Annotated in this window: 28 protein-coding genes; 20 read left to right on the top strand and 8 right to left on the bottom strand. The window is 43.1% G+C overall.

Going from position 1 to position 25,047, the window contains the following annotated elements:
* The first annotated feature begins 470 nt into the window (after positions 1-470).
* From ACY8DT_RS01760 to ACY8DT_RS01735, 6 genes are all read left to right on the top strand, one after another.
* Positions 471-1,424: a hypothetical protein gene (locus ACY8DT_RS01760; RefSeq protein ID WP_462421230.1), complete on the top strand. Its 954-nt coding sequence runs from the start codon at positions 471-473 to the stop codon at positions 1,422-1,424.
* 411 nt (positions 1,425-1,835) lie between these two features.
* Positions 1,836-3,293, top strand: coding sequence for a ribosomal protection-like ABC-F family protein (gene abc-f / locus ACY8DT_RS01755; RefSeq protein WP_462421229.1), 1,458 nt, complete (start codon positions 1,836-1,838; stop codon positions 3,291-3,293).
* A gap of 96 nt (positions 3,294-3,389) precedes the next feature.
* Entirely contained in the window at positions 3,390-3,614 is a 225-nt protein-coding gene (locus ACY8DT_RS01750) for a hypothetical protein (protein ID WP_462421228.1), read from the top strand.
* Between the two features lie 12 nt (positions 3,615-3,626).
* Positions 3,627-4,745 carry a serine hydrolase domain-containing protein gene (locus ACY8DT_RS01745; protein WP_462421227.1) on the top strand — a complete coding sequence of 373 codons (1,119 nt, stop codon included), beginning with the start codon at positions 3,627-3,629 and terminating at the stop codon, positions 4,743-4,745.
* A gap of 16 nt (positions 4,746-4,761) precedes the next feature.
* Positions 4,762-4,989 carry a hypothetical protein gene (locus tag ACY8DT_RS01740; RefSeq protein ID WP_462421226.1) on the top strand — a complete coding sequence of 76 codons (228 nt, stop codon included), beginning with the start codon at positions 4,762-4,764 and terminating at the stop codon, positions 4,987-4,989.
* Positions 4,989-5,264, top strand: a complete 276-nt coding sequence (locus ACY8DT_RS01735; protein WP_462421225.1) for a hypothetical protein — start codon at positions 4,989-4,991, stop codon at positions 5,262-5,264. Before ACY8DT_RS01740 ends, ACY8DT_RS01735 begins: the two co-directional genes overlap by 1 nt.
* A gap of 56 nt (positions 5,265-5,320) precedes the next feature.
* On the opposite strand, the gene ACY8DT_RS01730 is transcribed toward ACY8DT_RS01735, so the two are convergent.
* Positions 5,321-5,719 (bottom strand): hypothetical protein, encoded by a 399-nt coding sequence (locus tag ACY8DT_RS01730; RefSeq protein ID WP_462421224.1) that lies wholly within the window; start codon positions 5,717-5,719, stop codon positions 5,321-5,323.
* Between the two features lie 78 nt (positions 5,720-5,797).
* On the opposite strand from ACY8DT_RS01730, the gene ACY8DT_RS01725 reads away from it, so the two are divergent.
* Entirely contained in the window at positions 5,798-6,976 is a 1,179-nt protein-coding gene (locus ACY8DT_RS01725) for a hypothetical protein (RefSeq protein ID WP_462421223.1), read from the top strand.
* A 167-nt stretch (positions 6,977-7,143) separates the two neighbouring features.
* A complete protein-coding gene (locus ACY8DT_RS01720; protein WP_462421222.1) occupies positions 7,144-9,279 on the top strand; it encodes an ATP-dependent Clp protease ATP-binding subunit in 2,136 nt (711 codons plus the stop codon).
* Positions 9,280-9,342: 63 nt separating this feature from the next.
* Here the strand turns inward: ACY8DT_RS01720 and ACY8DT_RS01715 are convergent, their stop codons facing one another.
* The 6 genes from ACY8DT_RS01715 to ACY8DT_RS01690 form a co-directional block, all read right to left on the bottom strand.
* Complete coding sequence (locus tag ACY8DT_RS01715) at positions 9,343-9,624, bottom strand: hypothetical protein (RefSeq protein WP_462421221.1); 282 nt, start codon at positions 9,622-9,624, stop codon at positions 9,343-9,345.
* Between the two features lie 82 nt (positions 9,625-9,706).
* Positions 9,707-10,204: a DUF1648 domain-containing protein gene (locus ACY8DT_RS01710; protein ID WP_462421220.1), complete on the bottom strand. Its 498-nt coding sequence runs from the start codon at positions 10,202-10,204 to the stop codon at positions 9,707-9,709.
* A 99-nt stretch (positions 10,205-10,303) separates the two neighbouring features.
* Positions 10,304-10,960, bottom strand: coding sequence for an ABC-2 transporter permease (locus tag ACY8DT_RS01705; protein ID WP_462421219.1), 657 nt, complete (start codon positions 10,958-10,960; stop codon positions 10,304-10,306).
* Entirely contained in the window at positions 10,953-11,825 is an 873-nt protein-coding gene (locus tag ACY8DT_RS01700; protein ID WP_462421218.1) for an ABC transporter ATP-binding protein, read from the bottom strand. Before ACY8DT_RS01700 ends, ACY8DT_RS01705 begins: the two co-directional genes overlap by 8 nt.
* On the bottom strand, positions 11,822-12,208 hold the full coding sequence (locus ACY8DT_RS01695) for a GntR family transcriptional regulator (protein WP_462421217.1): 387 nt from the start codon (positions 12,206-12,208) through the stop codon (positions 11,822-11,824). The genes ACY8DT_RS01700 and ACY8DT_RS01695 overlap by 4 nt, the downstream gene beginning before the upstream one ends.
* A 493-nt stretch (positions 12,209-12,701) precedes the next feature.
* Positions 12,702-13,658 (bottom strand): threonine ammonia-lyase, encoded by a 957-nt coding sequence (locus tag ACY8DT_RS01690; protein ID WP_462421216.1) that lies wholly within the window; start codon positions 13,656-13,658, stop codon positions 12,702-12,704.
* Positions 13,659-13,771: 113 nt separating this feature from the next.
* On the opposite strand from ACY8DT_RS01690, the gene ACY8DT_RS01685 reads away from it, so the two are divergent.
* From ACY8DT_RS01685 to ACY8DT_RS01665, 5 genes are all read left to right on the top strand, one after another.
* Positions 13,772-14,209 (top strand): MarR family winged helix-turn-helix transcriptional regulator, encoded by a 438-nt coding sequence (locus ACY8DT_RS01685; RefSeq protein WP_462421215.1) that lies wholly within the window; start codon positions 13,772-13,774, stop codon positions 14,207-14,209.
* Positions 14,210-14,283: 74 nt separating this feature from the next.
* A complete protein-coding gene (locus ACY8DT_RS01680; protein WP_462421214.1) occupies positions 14,284-15,243 on the top strand; it encodes a VOC family protein in 960 nt (319 codons plus the stop codon).
* 40 nt (positions 15,244-15,283) lie between these two features.
* Positions 15,284-15,880 carry an alpha/beta hydrolase gene (locus ACY8DT_RS01675; RefSeq protein WP_462421213.1) on the top strand — a complete coding sequence of 199 codons (597 nt, stop codon included), beginning with the start codon at positions 15,284-15,286 and terminating at the stop codon, positions 15,878-15,880.
* 215 nt (positions 15,881-16,095) lie between these two features.
* Positions 16,096-16,410, top strand: coding sequence for a PadR family transcriptional regulator (locus ACY8DT_RS01670; RefSeq protein WP_462421212.1), 315 nt, complete (start codon positions 16,096-16,098; stop codon positions 16,408-16,410).
* A 20-nt stretch (positions 16,411-16,430) separates the two neighbouring features.
* Positions 16,431-17,411 (top strand): DUF4097 family beta strand repeat-containing protein, encoded by a 981-nt coding sequence (locus tag ACY8DT_RS01665; RefSeq protein ID WP_462421211.1) that lies wholly within the window; start codon positions 16,431-16,433, stop codon positions 17,409-17,411.
* A 111-nt stretch (positions 17,412-17,522) separates the two neighbouring features.
* Here ACY8DT_RS01665 and ACY8DT_RS01660 read toward each other — a convergent pair whose 3' ends face one another.
* Positions 17,523-18,404 carry an EamA family transporter gene (locus ACY8DT_RS01660; RefSeq protein WP_462421210.1) on the bottom strand — a complete coding sequence of 294 codons (882 nt, stop codon included), beginning with the start codon at positions 18,402-18,404 and terminating at the stop codon, positions 17,523-17,525.
* 102 nt (positions 18,405-18,506) lie between these two features.
* Here ACY8DT_RS01660 and ACY8DT_RS01655 point away from each other — a divergent pair, with 102 nt between their 5' ends.
* The 7 genes from ACY8DT_RS01655 (at position 18,507) to ACY8DT_RS01625 (ending at position 24,976) form a co-directional block, all read left to right on the top strand.
* On the top strand, positions 18,507-19,169 hold the full coding sequence (locus ACY8DT_RS01655; protein ID WP_462421209.1) for a copper homeostasis protein CutC: 663 nt from the start codon (positions 18,507-18,509) through the stop codon (positions 19,167-19,169).
* 18 nt (positions 19,170-19,187) lie between these two features.
* Entirely contained in the window at positions 19,188-20,129 is a 942-nt protein-coding gene (locus ACY8DT_RS01650; protein ID WP_462421208.1) for a VOC family protein, read from the top strand.
* A 5-nt stretch (positions 20,130-20,134) separates the two neighbouring features.
* Positions 20,135-20,920, top strand: a complete 786-nt coding sequence (locus ACY8DT_RS01645; RefSeq protein WP_462421207.1) for an ABC transporter ATP-binding protein — start codon at positions 20,135-20,137, stop codon at positions 20,918-20,920.
* Between the two features lie 5 nt (positions 20,921-20,925).
* The gene (locus ACY8DT_RS01640) at positions 20,926-21,912 is read left to right on the top strand and encodes a FecCD family ABC transporter permease (RefSeq protein WP_462421206.1); all 987 of its coding nucleotides are present in this window, start codon (positions 20,926-20,928) and stop codon (positions 21,910-21,912) included.
* On the top strand, positions 21,902-22,900 hold the full coding sequence (locus tag ACY8DT_RS01635) for a FecCD family ABC transporter permease (RefSeq protein WP_462421205.1): 999 nt from the start codon (positions 21,902-21,904) through the stop codon (positions 22,898-22,900). Before ACY8DT_RS01640 ends, ACY8DT_RS01635 begins: the two co-directional genes overlap by 11 nt.
* An 18-nt stretch (positions 22,901-22,918) precedes the next feature.
* Positions 22,919-24,322 (top strand): 23S rRNA (uracil(1939)-C(5))-methyltransferase RlmD, encoded by a 1,404-nt coding sequence (gene rlmD, locus ACY8DT_RS01630; RefSeq protein WP_462421204.1) that lies wholly within the window; start codon positions 22,919-22,921, stop codon positions 24,320-24,322.
* A 129-nt stretch (positions 24,323-24,451) separates the two neighbouring features.
* On the top strand, positions 24,452-24,976 hold the full coding sequence (locus ACY8DT_RS01625) for a hypothetical protein (protein ID WP_462421203.1): 525 nt from the start codon (positions 24,452-24,454) through the stop codon (positions 24,974-24,976).
* Positions 24,977-25,047 lie beyond the last annotated feature (71 nt).

The raw sequence follows: 25,047 nt of genomic DNA, 5'->3' as shown, positions 1-25,047 counted from the left end.
CCGATTACATTTTAGATTATGACAGATGTGCTCGTTTTAAAGTGAAAAATCCGAGTACATTTGTAATTCACACAGACTTGCTCGTTTTTAAAGTACAGAATCCGAGCATAATTGGAAATACTATAGGTATACTCGTTTTATCAGTACAGAATCCGAGTACATTTGTAATTCACACAGACTTGCTCGTTTTTAAAGTACAGAATCCGAGCATAATTGGAAATACTATAGGTATACTCGTTTCATCAATACAGAATCCGAGTACATTTTAGATTATGACAGATGTGCTCGTTTTAAAGTGAAAAATCCGAGCACATCGCCATTACCAACAAACTTGCTCACAATCAAAAAGATATATTTTCAAAGCACTCCATAAATTTTTATTTAATTTGGAATATTTTACATTAATATAATAGAGATATGTATAATGGTGGTAAAGTTGAATAAAAAAATTTCGGATGGGAGAATCGTCTATGTTGAAGAGATTTATGCTGCCGCTGAGCATAATATTACTCGCCGCTTGTGGTGATGAAGTTGTTGAAGAAGAGGAAACTCCTGTAGAGGAATCAGAAAATGAAGAAATCTGGAGATCACCAGAAAAAGAAGAAGGTCCTGAAGAAGAAATTCCTGAAGAAGGTGGATCTTGGAGAGAAGTGGATGCGACCGAAGCGTCCGATATAGTATCAGCAGAAGAAAAAACGTCAGAGGAGGACGAAGCAGTTGATGCAGAACCAGGTTCCGAGGAAGAGGAAATTGATGTCGCCGGTGCCAGTCAGGATAAACCGGGCTTTGACATGGTCAAAGAAGAGACATTTACCAATGAAATCGGACAGAGTGCCTGGGAAAAGTACCAGGAGATGACCGAAGAATATGAATTGAAGGATATCTTCGACCCGGAAAGTCCCGCTTCAACCAAAGCGGAAATTGAAGAGATGATGTCGGATATGGAAGTGGCGCTGGAGGCACTTGAACTGGATGACGGCCTGTCTCTCATCATCTACCATGTACCGGATGATGAGCTGGCGCATGAAAATGGTGAGCCGTTCATCATGGCGGACATTACATACTTTTTTGACGAAGATGATGAACTCATCCAATCATCTATCGCACCTGGTTTTCATGAACTGGCACTGAATGAGACGATAAATTCAGAGGAGCTCGAGGGTATCAACTCATTGACGGACCTCTGGGAGACTCATGATCCGCAGGTGTTCACCATCGGTGAAATGAAAATCAACGAAGCGACCATCACACAGACGATGATACCGGTGGATGCCGGAGATAACACGCTCGGCGTTTATGTCTATGCGCTGGGTGACGACATCGTCTATAGCAATGGCGACTTGTTTTTCACTGTCAGTGTGGATTTCCCAACACATTCATATATATACTACCTCGATCTGATCGAAGCATACACGCAAATGTAGTTCGAAAGCTCTCCTGTTTATTATGAGAGCTTTATTTTATATATATTTACTGTCTCCTGCATGCTCAGCCTGCTCAAACCATCTTCATGTTTTTAAATAAACTCCGCACCACCAGCCCATCTTCAAACAGTAATGGAGCATCCATCAGAAACTCTCCCTTTTTGAAATGAGTAAAATGTGTTACTGTAAATATACACTATTCAATGAACGGAGGCTTTATCCATTATGATACCAAGAATATGGAATGGACTTTTGAATCTATAATTAAATATGAAATTCAAAAGTCTGGAAAACTATTTTCTCATATGGATAAGTATGCCCTTTTTTAATACTTGAATGACGAGATCGTCCATAGACTGTCTCTTTTTTATGGGAAAACTTAGTTTGCAGGCGTTAAGGAGTGCAAACTAAATGAACGAACTGACAGTAAGATTAACAAATATCACTAAAAGTTATGGCAATAAAGATCTTTTCGAAATTGAAGAGTTGTCGGCATATATCGGCGATAAAATCGCAATCATCGGCCCGAACGGCACAGGGAAATCCACTTTGCTCAAAATTATAAAAGGTGAACTGCTGCCGGATAACGGTCGGGTACAGAGAGAAACTGAATTTAATTATTTTGCCCAGATAAAGAGTCCGGCTGAATTTTTTTCTGATGAAATGGACTTTAAACTGCTCAGTCATTTCAGAGTGCCTGACAATGACAATTTAAGCGGTGGTGAAGAGACTAAACTGCGTTTAACGGATACACTATCGAACTATAAGCCCGGGTTGCTTCTCGATGAACCGACGACGCATCTCGACCAGACTAGTATCGGCCTTCTTCTGGAAGAGCTTGAATACTACTACGGAACATTGATTTTCATCAGCCATAACCGTTATTTCATCAATAAGACAGCGACTAAAATATGGGAAATGGATAACGGTGAAATCAAGGTTTACGATGGCAATTATGATGATTACAAATCGCAGAAAGAACTAGAAAAACTGACGCTTGAAAACCGTCATAAAAGTATTACCGATGAAAAGAAGCGGCTTGAAAATGCGGCAAAGAAACAACAGGCCTATGCAGAGAAAGTAGGTCAGTATGATAAAAAGAAAGCGAAAACAAATGATCCCGGTCACCGCGGTCAGTCGAAACCGAAAGATATCGTCCAAAAGAATGCATTTAAAAAAGTAAAAGCGATTGAAAATCGTATGAATCAATTGGATCAGGTCGATATGCCGGACGAACAGATGAACTTGAAATTTCCGGTCGCTAAGACCGATATCATTCATAACAAATTTCCAATCATCACCCAGGGGCTGACGGTCAGGAGCGGTGATAAGCTGCTGTTGGATGATATCAGCTTTCAGTTTGAGTTTGGTAAAACAATCGCCATTACAGGAGATAACGGCAGCGGCAAGTCGAGTCTGCTGACAGAAATCATCAACTGCAACGATGCACTGGAGATTTCACCAAAAATCAATATCGCAACATATGAACAGATGGATTATAAATTTCATGATGAAACACCGATCATCAAATATTTGATGAAGCATACGGAGTTTGAAGAACCGATGGTCCGGAGCATTTTATTCCGCATAGGGTTTGCACAATCGGAAGTGATGAAACCCATGAATAAAGTCAGCGGGGGAGAAGCGACGAGAATTTCACTGGCGCTGCTGTTTGTGAAGCCGTCCAACGTGATCGTACTGGATGAACCGACGAACTTCATCGATTTAAAAACGATAGAAGCATTGGAAACTTTCATCAATGCATATCAGGGCATGGTGATTGTCACCTCACATGACCATGAATTCATCTCCCGGGTCGCGGATGAAGTGTTTAAAATTGCAGACCGGAAATTGATCAGACAACCTTAGATTGAATGAAAAGTATGAATGTCCGGAATTTTGATGATGAATTCCGGACATTCCTTTATAATGAAGGAAAGAAATAAATACTTGAGGATGATCTTAATGAAGGAATTTCATAGAGAGTTGACCCATCTGGGAATATTCAGCGTGCTTGCAGTGATTTTTTATATCGTCGGCAATGCTCTGATAGATACGATATTTGCCGAACGCCCGAACATGGTCATTTTGGGAGTGCTGCTGCTGGTGGCTTTAGGTGTCGCTTATTTTCTCGGCAGACAGATCACCGATGTGATCGATCAGGCAGTTTCGATGAGAAAGAAAAAGTAAGAGGTGTAGCGAGTGGACTTGTTGATGGGTAAATTGAATGTTTTTATAAGCGCTTTAATCATAGGGTTTCTGCCTCATCAGGAAGTGACAGACTACATTGCGTTTGAATCTCTGGATAAAGATGGACAGATTGAAAACCTGCTTTTTGACCGTATCGATAATGAAGAATTGTACGGTGCGATATTTCATATTGAACAGGGAGATGAAGTCATTCAAGCCGCTGCCGGCGATCTGGAAGAGGACCAGCCGTTCAGCATTGCGAGTGTGACTAAGATGTTTACTGCAAGTGTGATATTCCAGATGGCGGAATCCGGTCTCCTTAGGATGGAAGATACGATAGATATGTATTTGACGCCTGAGGAATATTCCGGCCTGCATGTATATGAAGGTGTGGATTACAGCGACTCCATCACAATACGCCAGCTCGTCAGTCAGACGACGGGTCTGCCGGCATATGCTGAAAGCGAGGCGGAAGGACTTACTTTGGTCGAGGAATCGATCGATAACGGTGACGCATTCACATTCACATCGAAATTGAGCAGTGCCAAAGATAAAGGTGCATGGTTCATAAACGGCGAGAGTGCATATTATGCGGATATCAATTACGATATATTGGGGGAGATCATTGAGCGTGTGAGTGAAAACACTTTGGAATCCCAATACTCGCAGTACATTTTTGAGCCGCTGGAACTGTCGGGCACATCACTTGCGGATGAAGAAAGTGAAGTGCCTCCTGTAGCTGTTAACGGTGAAGAGAGGGATATCACTCCGATTTTGGCAAATATGCGTGCGAGCGGGGGTGTCATCAGTACATCCGAGGACTTGATGACATTTTTGAAGTCGTTTTTTGGCGGCGGAATGTTCGATGATTCATTCATCGACGCCGATAACCTGGAGGACATTCAGTTTTATTTCCATCAGTACGGCAACGGGTTTATGAATTTTGATGTGACGGCTGAGGTGCCAGTGTTTGACATGCATCCGCTGGCCGGGCATGCAGGGATAAACGGCAGCTTCGCCTTCTATAACAGCGAACTGGATCTTTATATAACAGGGACGACGAACCAGGCGAGCAATCCGATGTTGAATTATGAACTGATTCAGCAGTTCATCGATATTGCAAAAGAGTAACAGAAAGGATTTTTAAATGGAAAGGTTAAATATCACTTCGATGGTACTGGGTTTGATATGGGTAATTGCATCGTATCTTTTAATAACGACCGTAATGTCCGACTGGTTTTATGCCCAGCCGATCTGGGTCATTCCTGTCACAATCATCGGCGGTGTCATCGTAATCAGGATACTATTCAATCAAGTATTCAAAGTGGATTTTATCAATAAGAAATATCATAAGAATCAAAACAGGAGGAAATGATGCCAAATCCAAATACTAAGAAATATGTCATTGCCAGTCTGCTGGGCGTCGCATTGTTCGTCTTTTTATACTTGATAATGGAAGTCATCACTTTCTATACATTCCCGAGAATGATCGGTTCTGTACTCCTTGCACTGGTCGGCGGTGGAGCAATCGGTTCTATACTGCAGAGGCTGCCCGACGAGGATGAAAAGTCTCCGAACAAGTACTATATTATCTGCTTCAGTGTAATGGCAGTCATTGCATTCGCCTATGTCACGTTAGTCGGATATTAAAATAAAAATTCCCGGATTCCAAAAATATATTGGGGTCCGGGATTTTTTAACTGGAGTCATTCCTCATCTTTTTGATCCATCACCAATTCAAGCACGAATGCATCAATTTTTGATAAGTAATAAAACACCGCAATACTTAAAAATACGATGATGGCGGCGGATGTCACAAAATCATTTACAAAAAATATGACTGCCATGAGCAATATGAAGAATGACGTGAAGATTCTGCTGTATCTCTTACTCGTCGTCAACTTTATATTGTCATTATGATAAACTTTCAGCTCGTTACTTTTCATGCCCTGCTGGGTCACTTTCAATGTGGATGGCTCCTTGGGCAGTTCATAAGTTTTTTCTTCAAGCCTGTAGATCTTTTCATCTTCTTTACCATTTATATGTACTTCCATACCGGTCGCGCTGCCGAACCAGCTGGTTTTTCTAGTCAATTTAAACGACATAACAGTCTCCTTAATCATTTTCTCTAATATCTTATCTATTATACAATGAAAAAAAGACGAAAACAAAGGAGTGGAATCATGCTGAGAATTATTATGCTGATGATGGGGTCATTTATGATTGTCACAGGGTGCAGTAATGAACAGGAAGCTGAGGCACCGGTTGAAAACGAAACGGAGAGTGAAGAAGCGGATAGTGAAAGCGAAAGTTCAAATCAGGAGTCAATCGAACAGGAGCCGTCAGAAGAAGCATCGCGGGAAGGGGCAGAGAATGAAGATGCTGAGAGTGGTAACAACAGTTCAGAAGAGGAACAGGCAGAGGAAACTACGGAAAGTGCAGCAGAGTCAGAGTCAATAGCGACAGAATTTGATATCAACGACACTGATACACAGCAGCGTCTTATGGCACCGACGTATCCGGAAGAGGGTCTGAGTTTTGAACAGGACGTAATCACAGAAGGGATGACACAGGAAGAAGTCGAGGACCTTCACGGGCAATATGACTTTATTTACCCCGGGCATGGTAGAGCTGTGACGATATACGATAATTTAGGTGTTGTGTACTCGGTGCCCGGCCCTTACGGAGAAGATGAGCTGGCAACGACGGATGTGGATTCCGATGAAGTCGTTGTTGAAAATGTGATGTATTATGCAGGTGTTTCCTACGATGAAGTGGTGGCAGCGCTCGGGGAGCCGGATGTGGATGCATACGATCCGGAAGAAGGCCCGGCGTCCGGATATCACTTTATGGAGTACGTGCTTGATCAAGGTCAGGATATGGAACTGGCCGGCGTGTTCTGGATGCATGAGGATGAAAACGGGCAATTGATGGCGGATGTCATGACGAAAAATGAGCAGCCGATTGATGTAGAAGCGTATAATGAATCGCTCGGCGGGGTGGATGATTATACGGCAGAGACACTCACTGCGACAATGGAAGCATATTTATCGAGTCTGGAAGATTACTTTAATGATGAGAACGAGTCGGTGTTTGATTATACGGACCCTTCATCGGAGAACGGGTCAATAATCATCGATAATAAAGAAAGCGGCAACTTCAGTGATCACGAGAACCATAATATAGAAGTATTGAGTATGGAAGAAGAGGATTCCGTATATTATGTTACCGTGTCCCGCGAGTACTCTCATGCAACATCAGCCGGCGTGCGTGAAACGGTTGTCCAATATGAAATATACAGTACGGCAAAAGGTTTTAAAGTGATGGATTTTGAAGAATTAAATGACGGACCGGCAGAGTAGAAATGCCTCAAAAGCCTTTACTGACACACCTCAGTAAAGGCTTTTTTCATTGTGAGCATCAGTGTTGATTTTATGGCCGGGGGGCATTATAATATAACTATAGTCAAAGATAGTCAAAGTCAAAAAAGACTTGCTTTGTATTAATAAAAAAGAGGAGGCATTTAATCATGAAATGTCAAAATTGTGGTGTAAATGATGCAAATGTCAATTTAGCAATGAATATAAATAACCAGAAAATGCAAGTACATTTATGTAATGCATGCTTCCAGGAAATAAAATCACAATCAATGAACCCAAATAACTTCTTCAATGGAGGCGGATTTGGCGGACAGGAAAATCATAACTTCAACCAGGCAAATGGCGGCCAAAAAGCAGGTACGAGAACACAGGTGAAAGAACCCGGCAAAGATGGTCTACTGGATGAACTGGGTACCAACCTATCAGATAAAGCACGCGGAAATCAGATCGATCCGGTTATCGGCCGTGATCAGGAAGTCAAGCGTGTAATAGAAACACTTAACAGACGCAATAAAAATAACCCCGTACTCATCGGTGAGCCCGGTGTCGGTAAAACAGCAATTGCTGAAGGGCTTGCGGTGAAGATCATCGAGGGCAACGTACCGGCAAAATTGATGAATAAAGAAGTGTACATTTTGGATGTGGCTTCACTTGTTGCAAACACGGGCATCAGAGGACAGTTCGAAGAGCGCATGAAGCAGCTGATTGAAGAGCTTAAGCAGCGCGATGATGTTATTTTATTCGTCGATGAAATTCATCTGATTGTCGGTGCCGGCAGTGCGGAAAGTTCACAAATGGACGCAGGTAACATATTAAAACCTGCACTCGCACGCGGTGAGATGCAGCTGATTGGTGCAACAACATTAAAAGAGTACCGTCAAATCGAAAAAGATGCAGCGCTGGAACGCCGTCTGCAGCCAATTACCGTCAAGGAGCCGACGCTTGAAGAAGCGGAACAGATCCTTAACGGAATTAAAGACAGATATGAAAAGTTCCATGAAGTGAAGTACTCGGATGAAGTGGTAAAATCATTCGTCAATCTATCGCACCGTTACATCCAGGACAGATTCCTGCCGGATAAAGCGATTGACCTGATGGATGAGGTCGGTTCAAGGCTGAACCTTGCGAATGCTGAAAAAGATTCAGGCTCCATTGAAATGCAGCTTGAAAAAGTCAGAATCGATAAAAAAGCGGCAGCGGAAGAAGAAGACTATGAAAAAGCGGCAAACTTGAGATATCAGGAAATGCAGCTTGAAAAGCAGCTTGAGAAATCACAGTCTGAGGATATCGAGCAAATCATTGATGTAGATATCTCTGACGTGCAGTTGATCGTCGAAGAAAAAACAGGTATCCCTGTAACTAAACTCCAGACTGATGAGCAGGAAAAAATGCGTGAAATCCAAAGTAATCTCAGCTCAAAAGTCATCGGCCAGGAAGAAGCGGTTGAAAAAGTCGCGAAAGCGGTCCGCAGATCGAGAGCAGGACTCAAGTCCAAATACCGTCCAATCGGCTCATTCCTCTTTGTCGGCCCGACAGGTGTCGGTAAGACAGAACTGACAAAGGCACTGGCTGAAGAACTGTTCGGTACACGTGAATCACTGATCCGTCTCGATATGAGTGAGTACATGGAAAGTCACAGTGTGTCCAAGATCATCGGTTCACCGCCGGGATATGTCGGCCATGATGACGCAGGACAACTTACTGAAACAGTGAGACACAACCCTTATAACATCGTCCTGCTGGATGAAATCGAAAAAGCACACCCTGATGTGCAGAACATGTTCCTGCAGATCATGGAAGATGGACACCTGACAGATTCCCACGGCAGAACAGTCAGCTTCAAAGAAACTGTCATCATTATGACAAGTAACGCTGGAACCGGCGTCAACAACAACAGTGTAGGATTCGGCAAGGATGAAAGTGACGCAGTGTCGACGTTAGAAAATCTGAGTGACTTCTTCAAACCGGAATTCTTGAACAGATTTGACGCAATCATCAACTTCAATGAATTGTCAGAAGACAATCTGCTTCTGATCATTGACCTGATGCTTGAGGAACTGAATGAAATGGTCAAAGAGAATGACATTGAAATGAAGGTAACTGATGCAGCGAAAAAGAAACTGGTCAAAATGGGTTATGACAAACGCTTCGGTGCAAGACCACTGAGACGCGTCATCCAGGATAAAATTGAAGATCAGTTGACAGACTTGATTCTTGAAGAAGATACTGTAGACGAAGTCATTGCGAAAGTCGTAGGCGACGCTATTGTAGTTGAAAAAGTATAAACTGAGTTTGAAAGCACAACCCAGGGGGCGGGTTGTGCTTTTTCTATGAAGATTTTCAGCATACTATTCTGTCTGGGTGGCATGAACCATATGGATTTTCTGAATTGGTGCCACAGATACATGAAAAATGACACGAACCATATGAATTTTCTGAATTGGTGCCACTGGCACATGAAAAATGGCACGAACCATATGGATTATCTGGTTTGGTGTCACCGGCACATGAAAAATGGCACGAGCCATATGGATTATCTTGTTTGGTGCCACAGATACATGAAAAATGACACGAACCATATGAATTTTCTGAATTGGTGCCACTGGCACATGAAAAATGGCACGAACCATATGGATTTTCTGATTTGGTGCCACCGGCAAATATAAAAAGACATAATCCACTGAATTTTTAGTGAGTCATGTCTGAAAGTCATCATTTTATTTTCCTGCGTTCGAATAGTATCCAGACCATTGGACCCAGGGCCAATACCAGAATCAAAGGTATCATAAAAACACAGAATGTAGATGTTTCAAGCAATCCATAGTTGATGATTTCTATAAATATCACAGCGAAGATGATCAAAACGCCATTTTTAGTAAAATTCATCAGCTTACGGCTGTTCAAATAAAAAGCTTCGATATTGGTTTCGTTCAGCCGACGGGGATAGTTATGCATTTCAGGGCGTTTTTCAAGCGCTTCGAGTATGGGAATCATAAAAAAAGGTATGACAACTAAAATGATCATTTCATACTTCGACCCGTACCTGTTTACTTCACCGCCCGAACCAAAGTGCATGGGCACTTCCGGGTCGAGAAAGGGGAAAGTGATGATGACATATAGAAGAGCTCCGGTGAATATGCTGTAGCCGATGATGTTGGCGAGTTTTTCTGCAGCTGTTTTAGGAATATCCAGCTTTGGTCGTGATTGCATTTTGATTACCTCTTATAAATTTTATTTATTTAATTATCCCATAATACGATATAATTTTACACACAAAAATGAGCACAGAAAACCTGTGCTCTTTAAATATTATATCACATCGTGTCTGACAGCTCTCTTCTGCGTAGTAAAGTAAGTGATGCCATATGCCAGTATGCCAAGTCCTAGAATAATGTACGGCAGAACATAGAGGATGAAGTTCCACATCGTACCCATCTGGAGATGCCCTTCCGTCACATTGATCAGCGGCATGTAGTAGAACATATACGTGAAGCCCATCGGTACCAGATACAATACTACTTTCACATTGACGTTTTTAAACCATTCTTTTGCGAATAATGCGTAATAAACACTCGCAATAAGAAGGTTGACGCCGGTGATCATAACCATGCCGAACAAGTTGTAGAATTCCCCGACAGCCAGACTGTAAGTGAAAATAACGATGATTGAGAGCAACGTCATCAGTAAATGAAACATATAATCTGACTTGATGATATCTTTTTTATTGCCGGGCAGTGCCATATAGAAATCGTGGCTTTTATTGTAAGACATCAGCATATGCACATTTATATAGTTTGCGGTCAAATACATCACTATGAACAAATTGGCAATGCTGATTACCGATATGAAAGCGGGATGATCCAATCCTGAAAACAATGCGGCTGCTAAATTCAATATGATGACGACTGCTGTAAAGATCAATGTCCATCTGGAGTAATTCAGTTTCAGATAAAAATGTTTATTCATTTTGCGACACCCTTTCTTTTTTGAGGTAGTACATAAGCTCGTCAATACGTAATTGCTCAACTAAAATTTGCGAACCGTATAATTCCGTCAATGCCTGATGATCGGCTGAAATTGCCTCAAAACCGACTGATGTTTTTTTCGTTCCTGTTAATAATGGCCGGGTTTCATCATCTAAAATATCGGAGGGCCCTTTTATTTTCTTATACTTTTCCAATAAAAGATCTTTCTCCTCGTGAAAGACGATCTCACCTTCATCGATCAGGATGATGTAGTCGGCGATGGATTCAAGGTCTGTCGTGATATGGGTACTGAAAAGGATGGTCATATTGTCGTCCATCATCAATTCCTGAAGTATCTCTAAAAATTCGATGCGAAAATTCGGATCGAGATTCGAAGTCGGTTCATCGAGTACTAAAAGTTCCGCATGGTGACTCATTGCGATTGACAGTGATAACTTCATCTTTTCACCGGTTGAAAAATTTCTGATCGCCTGATTCTGTCTGATTTTAAATTTGTTGATATAGTGGCTGAATGCCTCTTCATCGAAATGCGTATAAAATTGATTTAAAATCTTAGCGAGCTCCTTAAGGGTTTTATTCTCAGGGAATCTGTCTTCTGCGAAAACGAAGCCGATACGATTCAAAATTTCATCTCTGTGTGTTTCAATATCCTGCTCGCTGAAAATGGAAATTACTCCGCTGTCGGCTTTCTTCAACCCCAGAATCAGATTGATCAAAGAGGATTTACCAGCACCATTTTCACCGATCAACCCTGTGATGAACCCTTTTTCAATGTTCAGGTTAATATTGTTTAACTTGAAATCACCCTGTACTTTGCTGATATTTTTCAGTTGAATTGCTGTCATTTCAAATCCTCCTCGATTATTGAAATCATGTCATCCAGCTCGGTTCTTGATAAATTTATTTTATAAGAAGCTTTCAGCATGGCTTCAATGTAATCTTCGATCTCTGTTAAAACACGTTCTCTTTGGAGTTCAGAATTTTGTTCACTGACGTATGTGCCTTTGCCGACAACAGAATGGACATATCCTGCTGTTTCCAAATCACGGTATGCGCGCTTTGTTGTAATAATGCTGATGCCGAGTTCCTTTGCCAGCTGCCTCATGGATAGGAGTGAATCACCTGGATTCAGTTCGCCATTCATGATCAACCGTATAATCTCATCTTTGACCTGCGCGTAAATAGGGACGTCAATGGTATTGGATATTTTAATGTTCAGCTGGAACACCTCCACTTTATATAGTGTGTATACTTAATATATACACTATGCCCGGAAGTGTCAAACCTTTTTTAGAAAATCCATTATATAAAGGTTCTGGAAAATGAGGTCTTTTTAATGGTGGCGGTGATCAGTGTAGAAGTAGATTCCAGGTTTGCTTTAAAACGAGTAGGCAGGGTGAAAAATGGAATAGAATCGAATTTCCGGTGAGGAAACGAGCAAATCAATCGAAAATATATATGTGCTCGTATTCGGGAAGTACAAAACGAGCATGATGTGTAATAGTGTAGAGGTGCTCGGTATTGAGAGTGTGAAAACGAGTAAGTCGAGTAGAAGTTTTGATATACTCGGAAATTGACTGTGGAAAACGATTAAGACTCCTAAAATTCCAGTTATACCAGCTTCCAAAATAAAGAACCGATTATCTTCAACAAAATAATATACTTAATCGCAATCATGCAAAAAAAGTCCGGCAAACAAAATGTTTACCAGACTCAGATAATCAATATTCTATGTCCTTAAGCAGCTCGAGCTGGTTGAAACCGAGGTTTCCGCCCGAAACGACGAGACATACTTTCTCATCTTTTTTAACATCCAACTTTTTATCAATCAGGGCACCGAGGCCGATGGCTGAAGATACTTCTGCCAGCACTTTGCCTTCCATCAACAGCATTTTCTGAGCTTTCAACATCGTTTCATCAGATACTGTCAAAAATTCATCGACATGTCTTTGGACGGCCTCGAAGTTCAATGTACCCGGGCGGTTGACGACTAAAGCATCGGCAATCGTCTTCTGTGATTCAAGCTGGACAGGCTTTCCGGCTTCCAGACTTTCAGTGTATCTCGGCAGTCTCTCAGGTTCGACACCGATGACTTTGCCTGCAAAACCGGATTCTTTTAATGCAGTGGATATGCCGCCGACCAGTCCGCCGCCGCTTGCAGGAACGAGCACATGATCAAATGTTATCTCTTCTTCAATGATTTCCAGTCCGACAGTGCCCTGGCCTGCCATTACCATATCATCCTCAAATGGTGGGACAATTGTATATCCATGCTTTTCGGCCAACTGCTCTGTCACGATGAAACGGTCATCCACTGTACAAAATTCAGTCGAGGCACCGTGCTGTCTGATCGCTTCGACTTTAAACTCCGGTGCGGTTTCAGGGATGACGATGGTCGCTTTTATGCCAAGCAGCTTTGATGCGAAGCTTACAGCCTGTCCGTGGTTGCCTGAGCTTGAGCAGATGATTCCTGCATCTTTTTCCGCGTCGGTCAGACTGAGAATTTTATTCATCGCGCCCCGGAGTTTAAAGGCTTTAGTATTTTGCATATTCTCGAGCTTTGCGTATACTTCACATCCTGCATACTCATCAAGATTTTGAAGTCTGATCAAAGGCGTCTTTACAATATAAGGTTTAATCTGTTCTCTGGCTTGGTATATACTATTAACGGATATCATAAATAAAACCTCTTTTCTATTAAAATTAAACAAAGAATTTGACAAAAACAACAAATCATATTAGAATTATCTCGAAACTGAAATGAATTCGGTTTAAGATAGAAGGTGAAACAATGGATCGGACAAAAGAATCTTTAAAGGCATTTGTAGGCGTAAAACGTACAAACGAGTATTTGGAAAGCAATGTTAAAAAGGATGTTTCACATTACGGTTTGAACATTACCGAATTTGCTGTACTGGAACTATTATACAACAAAGGTGACCAGCCGATACAGCATATTAAAAATCGCATTTTAATTGCTAGCAGCAGTACAACCTATGTTGTTGATAAACTCGTTGACAAAGGATATGTAAACAGACGTCCGGATACGAATGACAGACGGATCAGCTATGCTTATCTGACTGAAGAAGGCCGCGAACTTATGGTTGAAATTTTTCCGCCGCATGCGGAACTCATCAAGGAGTTATTTGAAGAACTGACGGATGAAGAGCTGGCTGCATTCAGAAAAACATTGAAAAAAATATCGGTAAAGACAGCTCAGACTAATTAGTTTGAGCATACTTTTTGAAAATAATCTCGATTTCGAAATATAATATGGTTATATTGGCTAAAGGAGTGTTGAAAATGGTAAATCATGAGTTATTGGGTATTCACCACGTGACTGCAATTACAGACGATGCAGTAAGAAACTATCACTTCATTACTGAGGTTTTAGGAATGAGGCTCGTTAAGAAAACTGTCAACCAGGATGACATTCACACATACCATACATTTTTTGCGGATGATGTCGGCAGTCCGGGTACGGATTTAACATTCTTTGATTTTCCAAATATACCACAGGGACAGAGAGGCTCGAATTCAATCAGCCGTATCGGCCTCCGGGTACCGGATGATGCAGCATTGGAATATTATCAGAAGCGTTTTGATGAATTTAATGTCAAGCATGAAGGTATCCAGGATCTGTTTGGCAAAAAGGTGCTGCCTTTTGAAGAAGCGGACGGACAGAGGTACCAGCTGTTCTCGGATGAGAACAACGAAGGCGTTGCCCCGGGGACACCATGGAAAAATGGCCCGGTACCTGCGGACAAAGCCATTTACGGGCTCGGTCCGATTGAAATCACAATATCTTATTTGGATAAATTTGTGGAGAACTTAACCGGTGTCTACAACATGAAGCCGGTTGTCGAGGAGGAAGACGTGGTTGTTTTAGATGTAGGCGAAGGCGGGAACGGCGGCCGGGTGATTGTGCGTAAAGATGGCTCGCAGTCAGCGATGCAGGGCTACGGTGAAGTCCACCATGTATCGTTCAGAGTAAAAGATCATGAATCGATAAAAAAATGGGAAGAGAAATATAATGAACTGGGTCTCAGTCACTCGGGGAACGTAGATCGTTTCTATTTTGAAGCGTTGTACTCGAGAGTCGGTCACATATTGATCGAGCTGTCGACGGACGGTCCGGGCTTCATGGATGATGAACCTTATGAAACACTGGGTGAATCACTGGCACTGCCGCCATTTTTAGAACCAGAGAGAGAGTATATAGAATCACAGATCAGACCATTTGATACAACACGCAGTCAGTAATTACAATTAATTAAGAAGATAAATCAGGAGGAATTATTTTATGTTGCACATTTTTAAAGAAGGTAAAAAAGGTTCGCCGGTATTTGTAGTATTGCACGGAACGGGAGGTACGGAACACGATCTAATCCCGCTTGCAGAGCTGCTGAACAGTGACTACAGCATACTATCGATCCGCGGAAATGTTCAGGAAGGCGGCATGAACCGTTATTTCAAACGTCACGGAGAAGGACAGTATGATATGGAGGACCTTGAATTCAGGGGGCAGGAGCTGCTTGACTTCATTAAAGAATCGGCAGAAAAATATGATTTTAAAACAGAAGATGCGATTCCGATCGGATTTTCCAACGGTTCAAACATTGCGATCAACATGATGTTAAGAGATGAAGCAGACTTCAAAAAAGCACTTTTATTCGCACCGCTCTACCCGGTAGATCTTTCTGATAACAATAAAGATCTGAGCGATGCCAAAGTGTTCCTGTCACTTGGTAAAGGTGACCCGATCGTACCTGAAGCTGAAAGTGAAAAAGTCGTTGAAATCTTTAAGGAACGCGGAGCAGATGTGAAATACAGCTGGGTGAACGGTCACAGCCTGCCTCAGGAAGTTGCTCAAGAAGCGAGAGAATGGCTGAATCAATAATCTTATATTTCATTTTGGAATCCTGCCTTGGCTCATGGAGCTGAGGCGGGATTTTTCTGTTTGTCAGGAATAGAAATTATTCTGGCAGTATTATATTTCATAGTTAAGACAAAATACCTTGCATTATTCACTAGTGAGTAATATACTATAAATAAGTACTGAACAATGAACAGTAGTGAATTTAGATTAGCAGCGACAGTAAAGGGGGTTACCGGATGAATGCACAGTTTAAAAAGGGGTCATTGGAACTTTGTGTTCTGTCTTTTATCAACCAGGGGGAACAGTACGGCTATCAGCTTGCACAAAATATCGGGAATTATATCAATATTGCAGATGGCACTTTGTATCCGCTGCTCAGGCGGCTGGTCAAGGAAGGCCACGTCGATACATATTTCAAAGAGTCGACCGGCGGTCCTGCAAGAAAATACTATACTTTGACGGCTGAAGGGAAAGCGCATTTGGAGAATATTCATGAGGAATGGAAAATTTATACTAAAGCGGTCAATCAATTGCTGAAAGATACACATTAAACAAAGGGGAGAAATTTATTATGACAAGGAATGAATTTTTAAAGGCACTTGAAAATGAATTGATGTCACTTTCAAGCACAATCAGAAACGATATTTTAAACGAGTATGAAAACCATATCAATGAAGGGTTGGAAGAAGGGGAAAGTGAAGAGGCGGTTGTTGCGTCTTTAGGCAAGCCTTCTGATATTGCTGACGAGATCCTATCTGTTGAAGACGTGGATGAAGAAGCAGATTACAAGACTCTGGAGTCAAACCTGCTGCAGGATATCAACCCTATAGAGATAGATGTCATCGATATACAAGGCGACTTTTTAACAGTCGACATCAAAAGCGGCACCAAGTTCGAAATGAATTATGAGAGCCCTGGTGAGCAGAGTGAATTTTCACATGAAACCGATGGTGACAAACTCATATTCAGACATAAGAATAAAAATGCAAAGAAAGTTCATTTCAATATATTGGGTTTTCTGCGCAACAGAAATTATCGAAGCGACAAGTTAACAATCGTCTGGCCGGAAACTTTGACTGATTTAAAAATCAAAACAGAAAAAGGGGCGGTGAAACTGAGCGGTCTCACAGCCAAAACTTTTAATGTTGAAGCCGATCTAGGGGGTGTCAATTCAGACAACATCGTCGCAGTGAAAGGTGAATTCAGCAGCGATATGGGATCTATAACTGTTAAAGACAGTGGTTTTGACGACGTTAAACTGTCAACCGACATGGGCAGAGTAAAAGCGGATAATGTCGTCGCAAATTATCAATCCTATTCAACAGACATGGGTGCAATCGATATTAAAAATGCACAGCCGGATTCAAATATTACAGCGCATACCGATATGGGCTCAATCAATGTCATTTACAAAAATAAACCGGCTGCCACTCAAGTTATTGCAACGACTAAAATGGGCAGTGTGGCAAATAAGATGGATAATTATATCGTTGAAAACCCGGAATATACAGCAAGGTTCACGACTTCAATGGGGTCGGTCAGTGTCCATTAAATAGATAAGCAGCAACTCTTGCGGGATTTGAGTTGCTGCTTTTACTGATATGAATGGCTGCTGCAAGTCATATGTTTTGAGAACGGTCATGGCACCAGGAACTTCACCAAGTCACACATTCACAGCCTGTTTCCTGGCGCCTCTTGACTGCAGTACGAGTATGACGATTCCTGCAAGCAGCATGATCAGGCCGAGCCATGACAGGCTGTCCAATGTTTCGCCGACGAGAAATACGCCGAGCAGGGAGGCGGTCAGCGGCTCTGCGAGGGATAAAGTGACTGCTGTTGAAGATTTGACGTGTCTCAACCCGTTTGAGAATAAAAAGTATGCCAAAGTGGTTGCGAGTACTCCGATATGTAAGGCAACCAGAAGTCCGTTCGTCTCACCGAGCCATGTCATATCATTGATGAATATGAACGGCGAAAGAAGAAGTGCACTCAGACAGAATATCATTGCAACCGATGCAATGGGTTCGTGTGATTGGACCAGTCTTGAGTTCGACATCGTAAAGCTGGCGAATGAAATACCTGCACCGAGTCCGGCCAGAACGCCTGCAGTGTCCACGGTTACAGCGTTTGTGTTGAACATTAAAATGATACAGCCTGTAATGGCGAGGAATGTGGACAACCACCATACACGGGCAGGTCTGATTTTAAAAACCAGCCATTCAATCATTCCGGAGAATACAGGGGCGCTTCCTATTGAAACGACCGTACCGACGGCAATTCCCGTCAGTTCTACTGCACTGAAAAAGAACGGCTGGAATAGAGCCATCGCAATACCCCCGATAATCAGAGGTTTTACCGGCCAGTCTTTGAATGTCATTTTTTTAGTCAATACGGCAATCGCCATCAGCATGACTCCGCCGATCACAAGTCTTGCGACACCCATTGATATGCTGTCGACTTCACTTGCGAAAGCCTTCGCCGTCCCTGCAGTCCCCCAGAGCATCGCTGCAAATAAAATCATGAAAGGTGCTAAACTTTGTCTCATTTCAATCTCTCCTAAAATAATTACATACAAACCCTATATAAGATATAATATAGGTAATTTCAAAGATTATAACAATAAAATGACTTGAGTGGAGTGGGTGTTATGTTAGAAGTGATTGCAACAAACATACAGGATGTCATCGATGCCAATCAGTACGGAGCTGACAGAATTGAACTGTGTGCAAATATGGATGAAGATGGTTTGACGCCGAGCATCGGACTGATCGAGGAAGCATCGAAACTGTCACGCATACCCATACATGTAATGGTCAGAACACACAATCGGGGTTTTGTCTATAACGCACTCGACCAGCAGGAAATGCTGAGTGACATCAATTATATCAAAAAGACTAATGCGACAGGCATCGTCATCGGGATGCTGACATATGAAGGGGTTGTCGATGAGTATTTCTTAAAGAAAGTCATCGGACATGCAGAAGGGTTGAATATTACATTCCACCGCGCATTCGACTCGGCACGCATCCAGTTTGAAGCGCTTCAGACTTTATTGAAATATGAAGAAGTACAGACGATCCTGACTTCCGGAGGGGAAGGGTATGCGAGTGAAAATCTGCCGCTTCTAATAGAGATGAACAAATTTGCCAAAGAGAAAAATAAAGTCATCATGCCTGGAAGCGGAATCAACGAAAATAACGTCAGGCAGTTTTTGGATGAGTTCGAGTATATCCATGTAGGAAGCGGCGTGCGTCTCGACGGCACTTTTAAAACAGGGATGTCGCAGCGTCTGGTTCATGCATTTTTATAATCGGAAGGATGAAGTGCAATGATTAAACGCCATCATCATATTTCAATGTATACAAAAAACTTAAAAAAAAATAATCATTTCTACACAGAAATTCTTGGTTTAAGACGTGTCAAAGTGTCGGTCAACCAGAACGATACGTCGATGTATCATGTATTTTACGGCGATAGGCTCGGTTCTGCAGGCAACGATATCACATATTTTGATATGCCATTTGTCTCAGACAGGAAAAAAGGCACCAATGCGCACCATGCGCTCGGGTTGCTTGTAAAAACCGAGGGCAGCTTCGACTACTGGGAGGAACGCTTGAAAAAATTCGGCTGTGGCAGCACAAAAAAAGAATATTTCGGGCGCAATGTACTGGAGTTTGAAGATGCTGATACATTAAAACTTATACTTTTCAGTGCCGAGGGCGAAACGCTCCCGCCGGAATGGGAATCGTGGACGGATAATGATATAGATGAGGAACATCTGATCCAGGGCATGGGACCTGTTCAGATCAATGTGCGTGACAAAGAGAAAATGTTGGATATGCTGATGGAAATTTTTAAATATGCAGTCATTGAAAACACACCGGACCATGCCATTCTCCGGGCAAATAAAAACCGGCTGACCGGTGAAATCATCATCTGTCAAAAAGAGGGCAGGATTGAAGTTCAGGGACGAGGCACCATTCATCATCTGGCCATCCAGACAGAAGATACAGTTCTGGAGGAAGTGGATAAAATATTGAAGGAGCGGGGCTACCAGACGACGGGGGTCATCGACCGGCATTATTTCGAGAGTCTTTATTTCCGTGAAGATAACGGTGTGATGTTTGAAATTGTCGGTCCGGAGGCCAAAGGTTTTACAGTAGATGCAGATGAAAGTGAACTCGGCACACGACTCGATCTGCCGCCGGCTCTTGAAGAAAAACGTGCTGAAATTGAAAGCAGGCTCACGAGGATAAGCGATTGGACGTAGGCGGAATGGACATATTCGAACTGCAGGACGTGATGACGGGCTATGGGAAGAAGCTGGTGCTCGAGAACTTCAACATGACGCTTCCAAGAGGGCAGATCATCTCCATCGTCGGTCCGAATGGCTGCGGTAAAACGACACTGCTGCATACTTTATCCCGGGTGCTGAAAGTAAAGAGCGGTAAGGTTCTTTTGGACGGGAAAGACATATTCACCATGAATACTAAAGATGTCGCCAAACGTCTGAGCCTGCTGCCACAGTCATCAAATGCACCCGATGGCCTCACGGTCCGTGAACTCATCAGTTACGGCAGACATCCGCATAAAGGGCCGCTCGAGGGTATGAATCGGCAGGACCTGGACAATATTGACCGGGCGGTTGATGTGACCGGTATCAAAGCGTTCACAGACAGACGGGTAAGCGAACTGTCGGGCGGACAGAAGCAGCGGGTATGGCTCGCCATGGCACTGGCTCAGAATACGGAAATCATACTGCTTGATGAACCGACAACATATCTGGATATGAAATTTCAGATGGAGATATTGAATCTATTGAAAGAACTGAATGAAACTGCTGACAGCACCATCGTCATGGTTTTGCACGACATCAACCATGCTTCAAGATTTTCAGATCACATGATTGCGATGAAAGAAGGCAGCATCGTGAAACTCGGTACGCCTGAAGCGGTCATGACCGAAAGTGTATTGGAAGAGATATTTGAAATTGATGCAGTCATCAATGAATGTCCGTTCACATCGCGGCCGGTCATCACATCATATCAGCTGAAAGGATAGTCCTCATGCGGTATATCATAATATACGCCATTTCGATCACCGTACTGATATCCGGAATATTTCTCAGCATGTATTCAGGGGCTGCAGATATAACGGCAGGCGATATACGGGCGGCTCTATTCAACTTTGATGCTTCAAACAATAAACATGTCATCATAAATGAAATACGTCTGCCGAGGGTGCTTGCTGCAACGATTGTCGGTGCGGCATTCAGTGTGAGCGGGGCAGTCATGCAGGCGATGACCAGAAATCCTCTGGCAGAACCCGGGCTTCTTGGAATAAATGCCGGGGCGCTTTTTTTCCTGACGATCGCTTTCAGCTTCTTCCCGCACCTGTCCTATCCAAATATGGTCCTTCTGTCATTTGCAGGTGCATTGTTCAGTGCACTGATCGTCTTTTCTGCAGTCTTCTTTTCAAAGAGCAGAATGACGCCGCTCAAATTGATTTTGGCAGGTGTTGCAGTGACTCTGTTTTTCAGCTCGTTGAGCGCGGCACTCCAGCTTTACTTTAACATTGGACAGGATATCGCATTCTGGTTTGCCGGCGCGATTCAAAATGTTGACTGGAATAATCTTTTGATTCTCACACCCTGGTTCATCATCGGTATGATCATGGTGATGATGATATCTTCAGATCTCACAGCCATCAGCTTCGATGAAGAGACAGCAATCAGTCTGGGTGTCCATATGACAAAGACCCGTATCATTGGGCTGACTGCTGTGGTGATTTTAGCGGGTCTGTCGGTATCTGTCATCGGTGCTGTTGCATTTGTCGGTCTGATTACACCGCATATTGCACGGAAGATTGCCGGAGCGGATTATAAGATGATACTGCCGTTAAGCGGTATCCTTGGTGCAGTGCTCGTCGTCTACAGCGATCTCGCGGCAAAGACACTGTTTGCACCTGTGGAAATACCGGTCGCAGCCCTGATTGCATTGATCGGTGTCCCTTTCTTTTTATATTTGGCGGGGAGGGTGCGTCATGATATTTAAAAGACGGATATTCATCATTGCGGCTGCCTCAATACTTCTCGTGAGCGCATCCATATTCAGTTTACACAGCGGCTTTACGTATATCAGTCTGACGGATACAATGGGAGTGTTGTTTGGGCAGGGTGACAGCGCGACCGAAAACATACTGTTCGGCATCCGGCTGCCGCGTATTCTGGTCGCCATTCTTTCAGGTATTTCACTTGCTGTAAGCGGTGTGCTGCTGCAAAGTGTGATGCAGAATTCACTCGCAGATTCGGGGATAATGGGCATCAATTCAGGCGCCGGACTCTTCGTTGTACTGGTTTTATTTTTACTGGAAGGTTTTGACTACAGTCTGTTCATCATTCCGGTGGCTGCATTTACCGGCGGACTGCTGGTGGCGATTGTGGTGCTTTTCCTATCATATGGAAACAGTTTTGGAGCACGTCCAATACGGCTTGTATTGAATGGTGTTGCGGTCGGGGCAGGGGTCAGTGCGCTGATGATTGTCCTTTCACTCTTGATGTCGCATGAGACATATCAGTTTGCGGCCGGCTTTATGGCGGGGACGGTATGGGGCGCTTCATGGGCGCACGTATTGATCATTGCTGTCGGGCTGTTTCTTATCATGCCCATTGTATTTTTAAAGATTTCAGTACTGGATATATTGAGCATGGATACTTTGAATGCAGTCAGTCTGGGAGTGGACTTGAAAAAGGAACGGACGATACTGCTTGTTGCTGCGGTCGGCCTCAGTGCGGTGAGTGTTTCCGTCAGCGGCGGCATTGCATTTGTTGGTCTGATTGCGCCTCATCTGAGCCGCCGGCTCATCGGTGTCGATCATAAATTCGTCCTGCCGCTCAGCGCACTTTCCGGCGGGCTGCTCGTCCTGGCTGCAGATACGATCGGCCGGACTTTATTTTTTCCGGCGGCACTGCCGGCAGGTGTCATCGTTGCAATCATCGGTACGCCGTATTTTATATATCTGTTGATGAGTACGGAAGATTGATATTTTGGAGGTTATAAATTGTTTGAACAAAAAAGTGTTAATTTAACGACGACGATTCACAGTCTTGATAAAAAAGGGTCCGGCATGGCGTTGGAATACAGAGATCACGGCGGCAATAAACCGCGCAAGTTGAAGTTGAATATTCCACAGACGCTGATCGGTGAAGAAGTGGAAGTCGATGTGCCGAATGCAGACGGCAGAAGGCGTGCGACAGTCATGCCGAATAAAATACTCACCCCTCACGCAGAACGGGTGACTCCACCGTGTCCGCACTTTGAGATGTGTGGCGGCTGTGTCTGGCAGCACTGGGAGTATAATGGACAGTTGAATTATAAAACTGATCTCGTGAAATCATTTTTGAAAAAGCATGATTTTGATACTTCAGTGGTCAAAGATACAATCGGTATGGAAAATCCTTTTGAATTCAGAAATAAGATGGAATTCACATTTTCAAAAGAAGGGCATCTCGGTCTTCACGAGCTCGGCAATTTCAGAAATATCATCGACCTGGAGACGTGCCTGATTTCGAGCAGGGATATGGTAAGCGTCATGAAAATCGTATCCCGGTGGGCGAAAGATTTTGAGCTCACAGGATATGATAAAGAGAATCATACCGGCCTGCTCCGCCATCTGATGGTCAGACAGTCACAGATCACCGGTGAGCTGATGATGGCTTTATTTGCAACAGAGGCGCCGCAGGGTGAGCTGAGTGAAGCGGTCAATGCACTAGTTGTGCGCTTAACAACCGAGATTGAGTCGCTGGAAAGTCTGATGTGGATGGAAAACAGGGAAATTGCGGATGTTGCCCAGGCAGAGGACGAGGACATCCATCTTCTTCACGGCAGAACATATATCCATGAAGAGATGAGCGGCTACAGCTACCGTGTCTGGTACGATACTTTCTTCCAGACGAATCCGACGCAGGCCGAGAAGCTGGTGGAACTCGCAACAGAGATGGCAGATGTCAAAGAGCATGAAACGATGATTGATCTATTCTGCGGTGTCGGTACTTTTTCACTGCCCTTCGCAGGCAGGGTGAAGTCGCTGGCCGGTATTGAAATCGTTGAATCCTCAATTGAATCTGCAAAAAGGAATGCAGAGGATAATGATATACACAATACGTATTTCCTCGCGCGGGATGCAAGACGCGGAATGTCTGAAATTCTTGAAACATGGGGTATACCGGACCTGCTGCTGCTTGATCCGCCGCGTTCAGGTGCCGGCGGCAAAGTGATGCGTCGTATCGGCAGACTGGCGACGGACAGAGTTGTCTATGTTTCATGTAATCCGGAGTCATTTGCTGATGACATAACATGGCTGAGAGCGTTCGGCTACACACTCAAGCAGGTTCAGCCTGTCGACTTGTTCCCGCACAGCGCACACGTCGAAATTGTTTCGATCTTGGAATTGGAAAAGGAATAATATTGTATTAAGAGTTACACACAGGTGAAATATACTGCAGTAACTCTTAATTTTTTGATGATTGTGTATTTTAATCTTTATAGATTCTTTACAAATGTATATAATGGAAGTAAGAAAAGAGGGTGTAGAATGGAACAATTTACATACAAGATTCAAATCCAGAACAAAAAACAAAATGTTGTAATTATCGACGATGACGACAAAGTTTACGGGTCCATTCAGCGTAGTGTGCTGAGAAACTGCGATAAAAGAAGCACTTTCCAATTCATCAGCAATTCCGGCGATAAGGTAGTTGTCGGTATGAAGAAAAGACGGTTCCGGGATTTGAATGTGGCGAGCTATATCGTACAGTCGGAAAACTATGAATTCAAATTGAAAGAGCGTCCTGGCAGCAACCTTCTTTACTTCAAAGTGGATGGTAAATTCGATAATAGATACATCACTCTGGCAGAAGATTGGAAGGGGAACCTGGAAGTTTATTATCACGCCAGTCATGTAGTGACCATCATTGAAGATCCTGTCAGCGGTGAGACGACAATCTTTCTTGGAGAAAAATTTGAAGTGGATTCCCTCAGTTTCATAATCGGTGTTCTGATGTTCTTCATGTATAAAACATATAAGAGGGAAGACTGGTACATAGAGCGGGCATTATGATAAAATTGTGCGATTTGTAAAAAAGTTTTGAAAATTCAAGGGGGAAGGTGTAAAATCAAATTATTGAAACA

It is taken from the genome of Salinicoccus sp. Marseille-QA3875, from assembly GCF_054950095.1.
The sequence above is the reverse complement of the archived record's forward strand: the minus strand, read 5'-3'. Positions and strand labels throughout refer to the sequence as shown.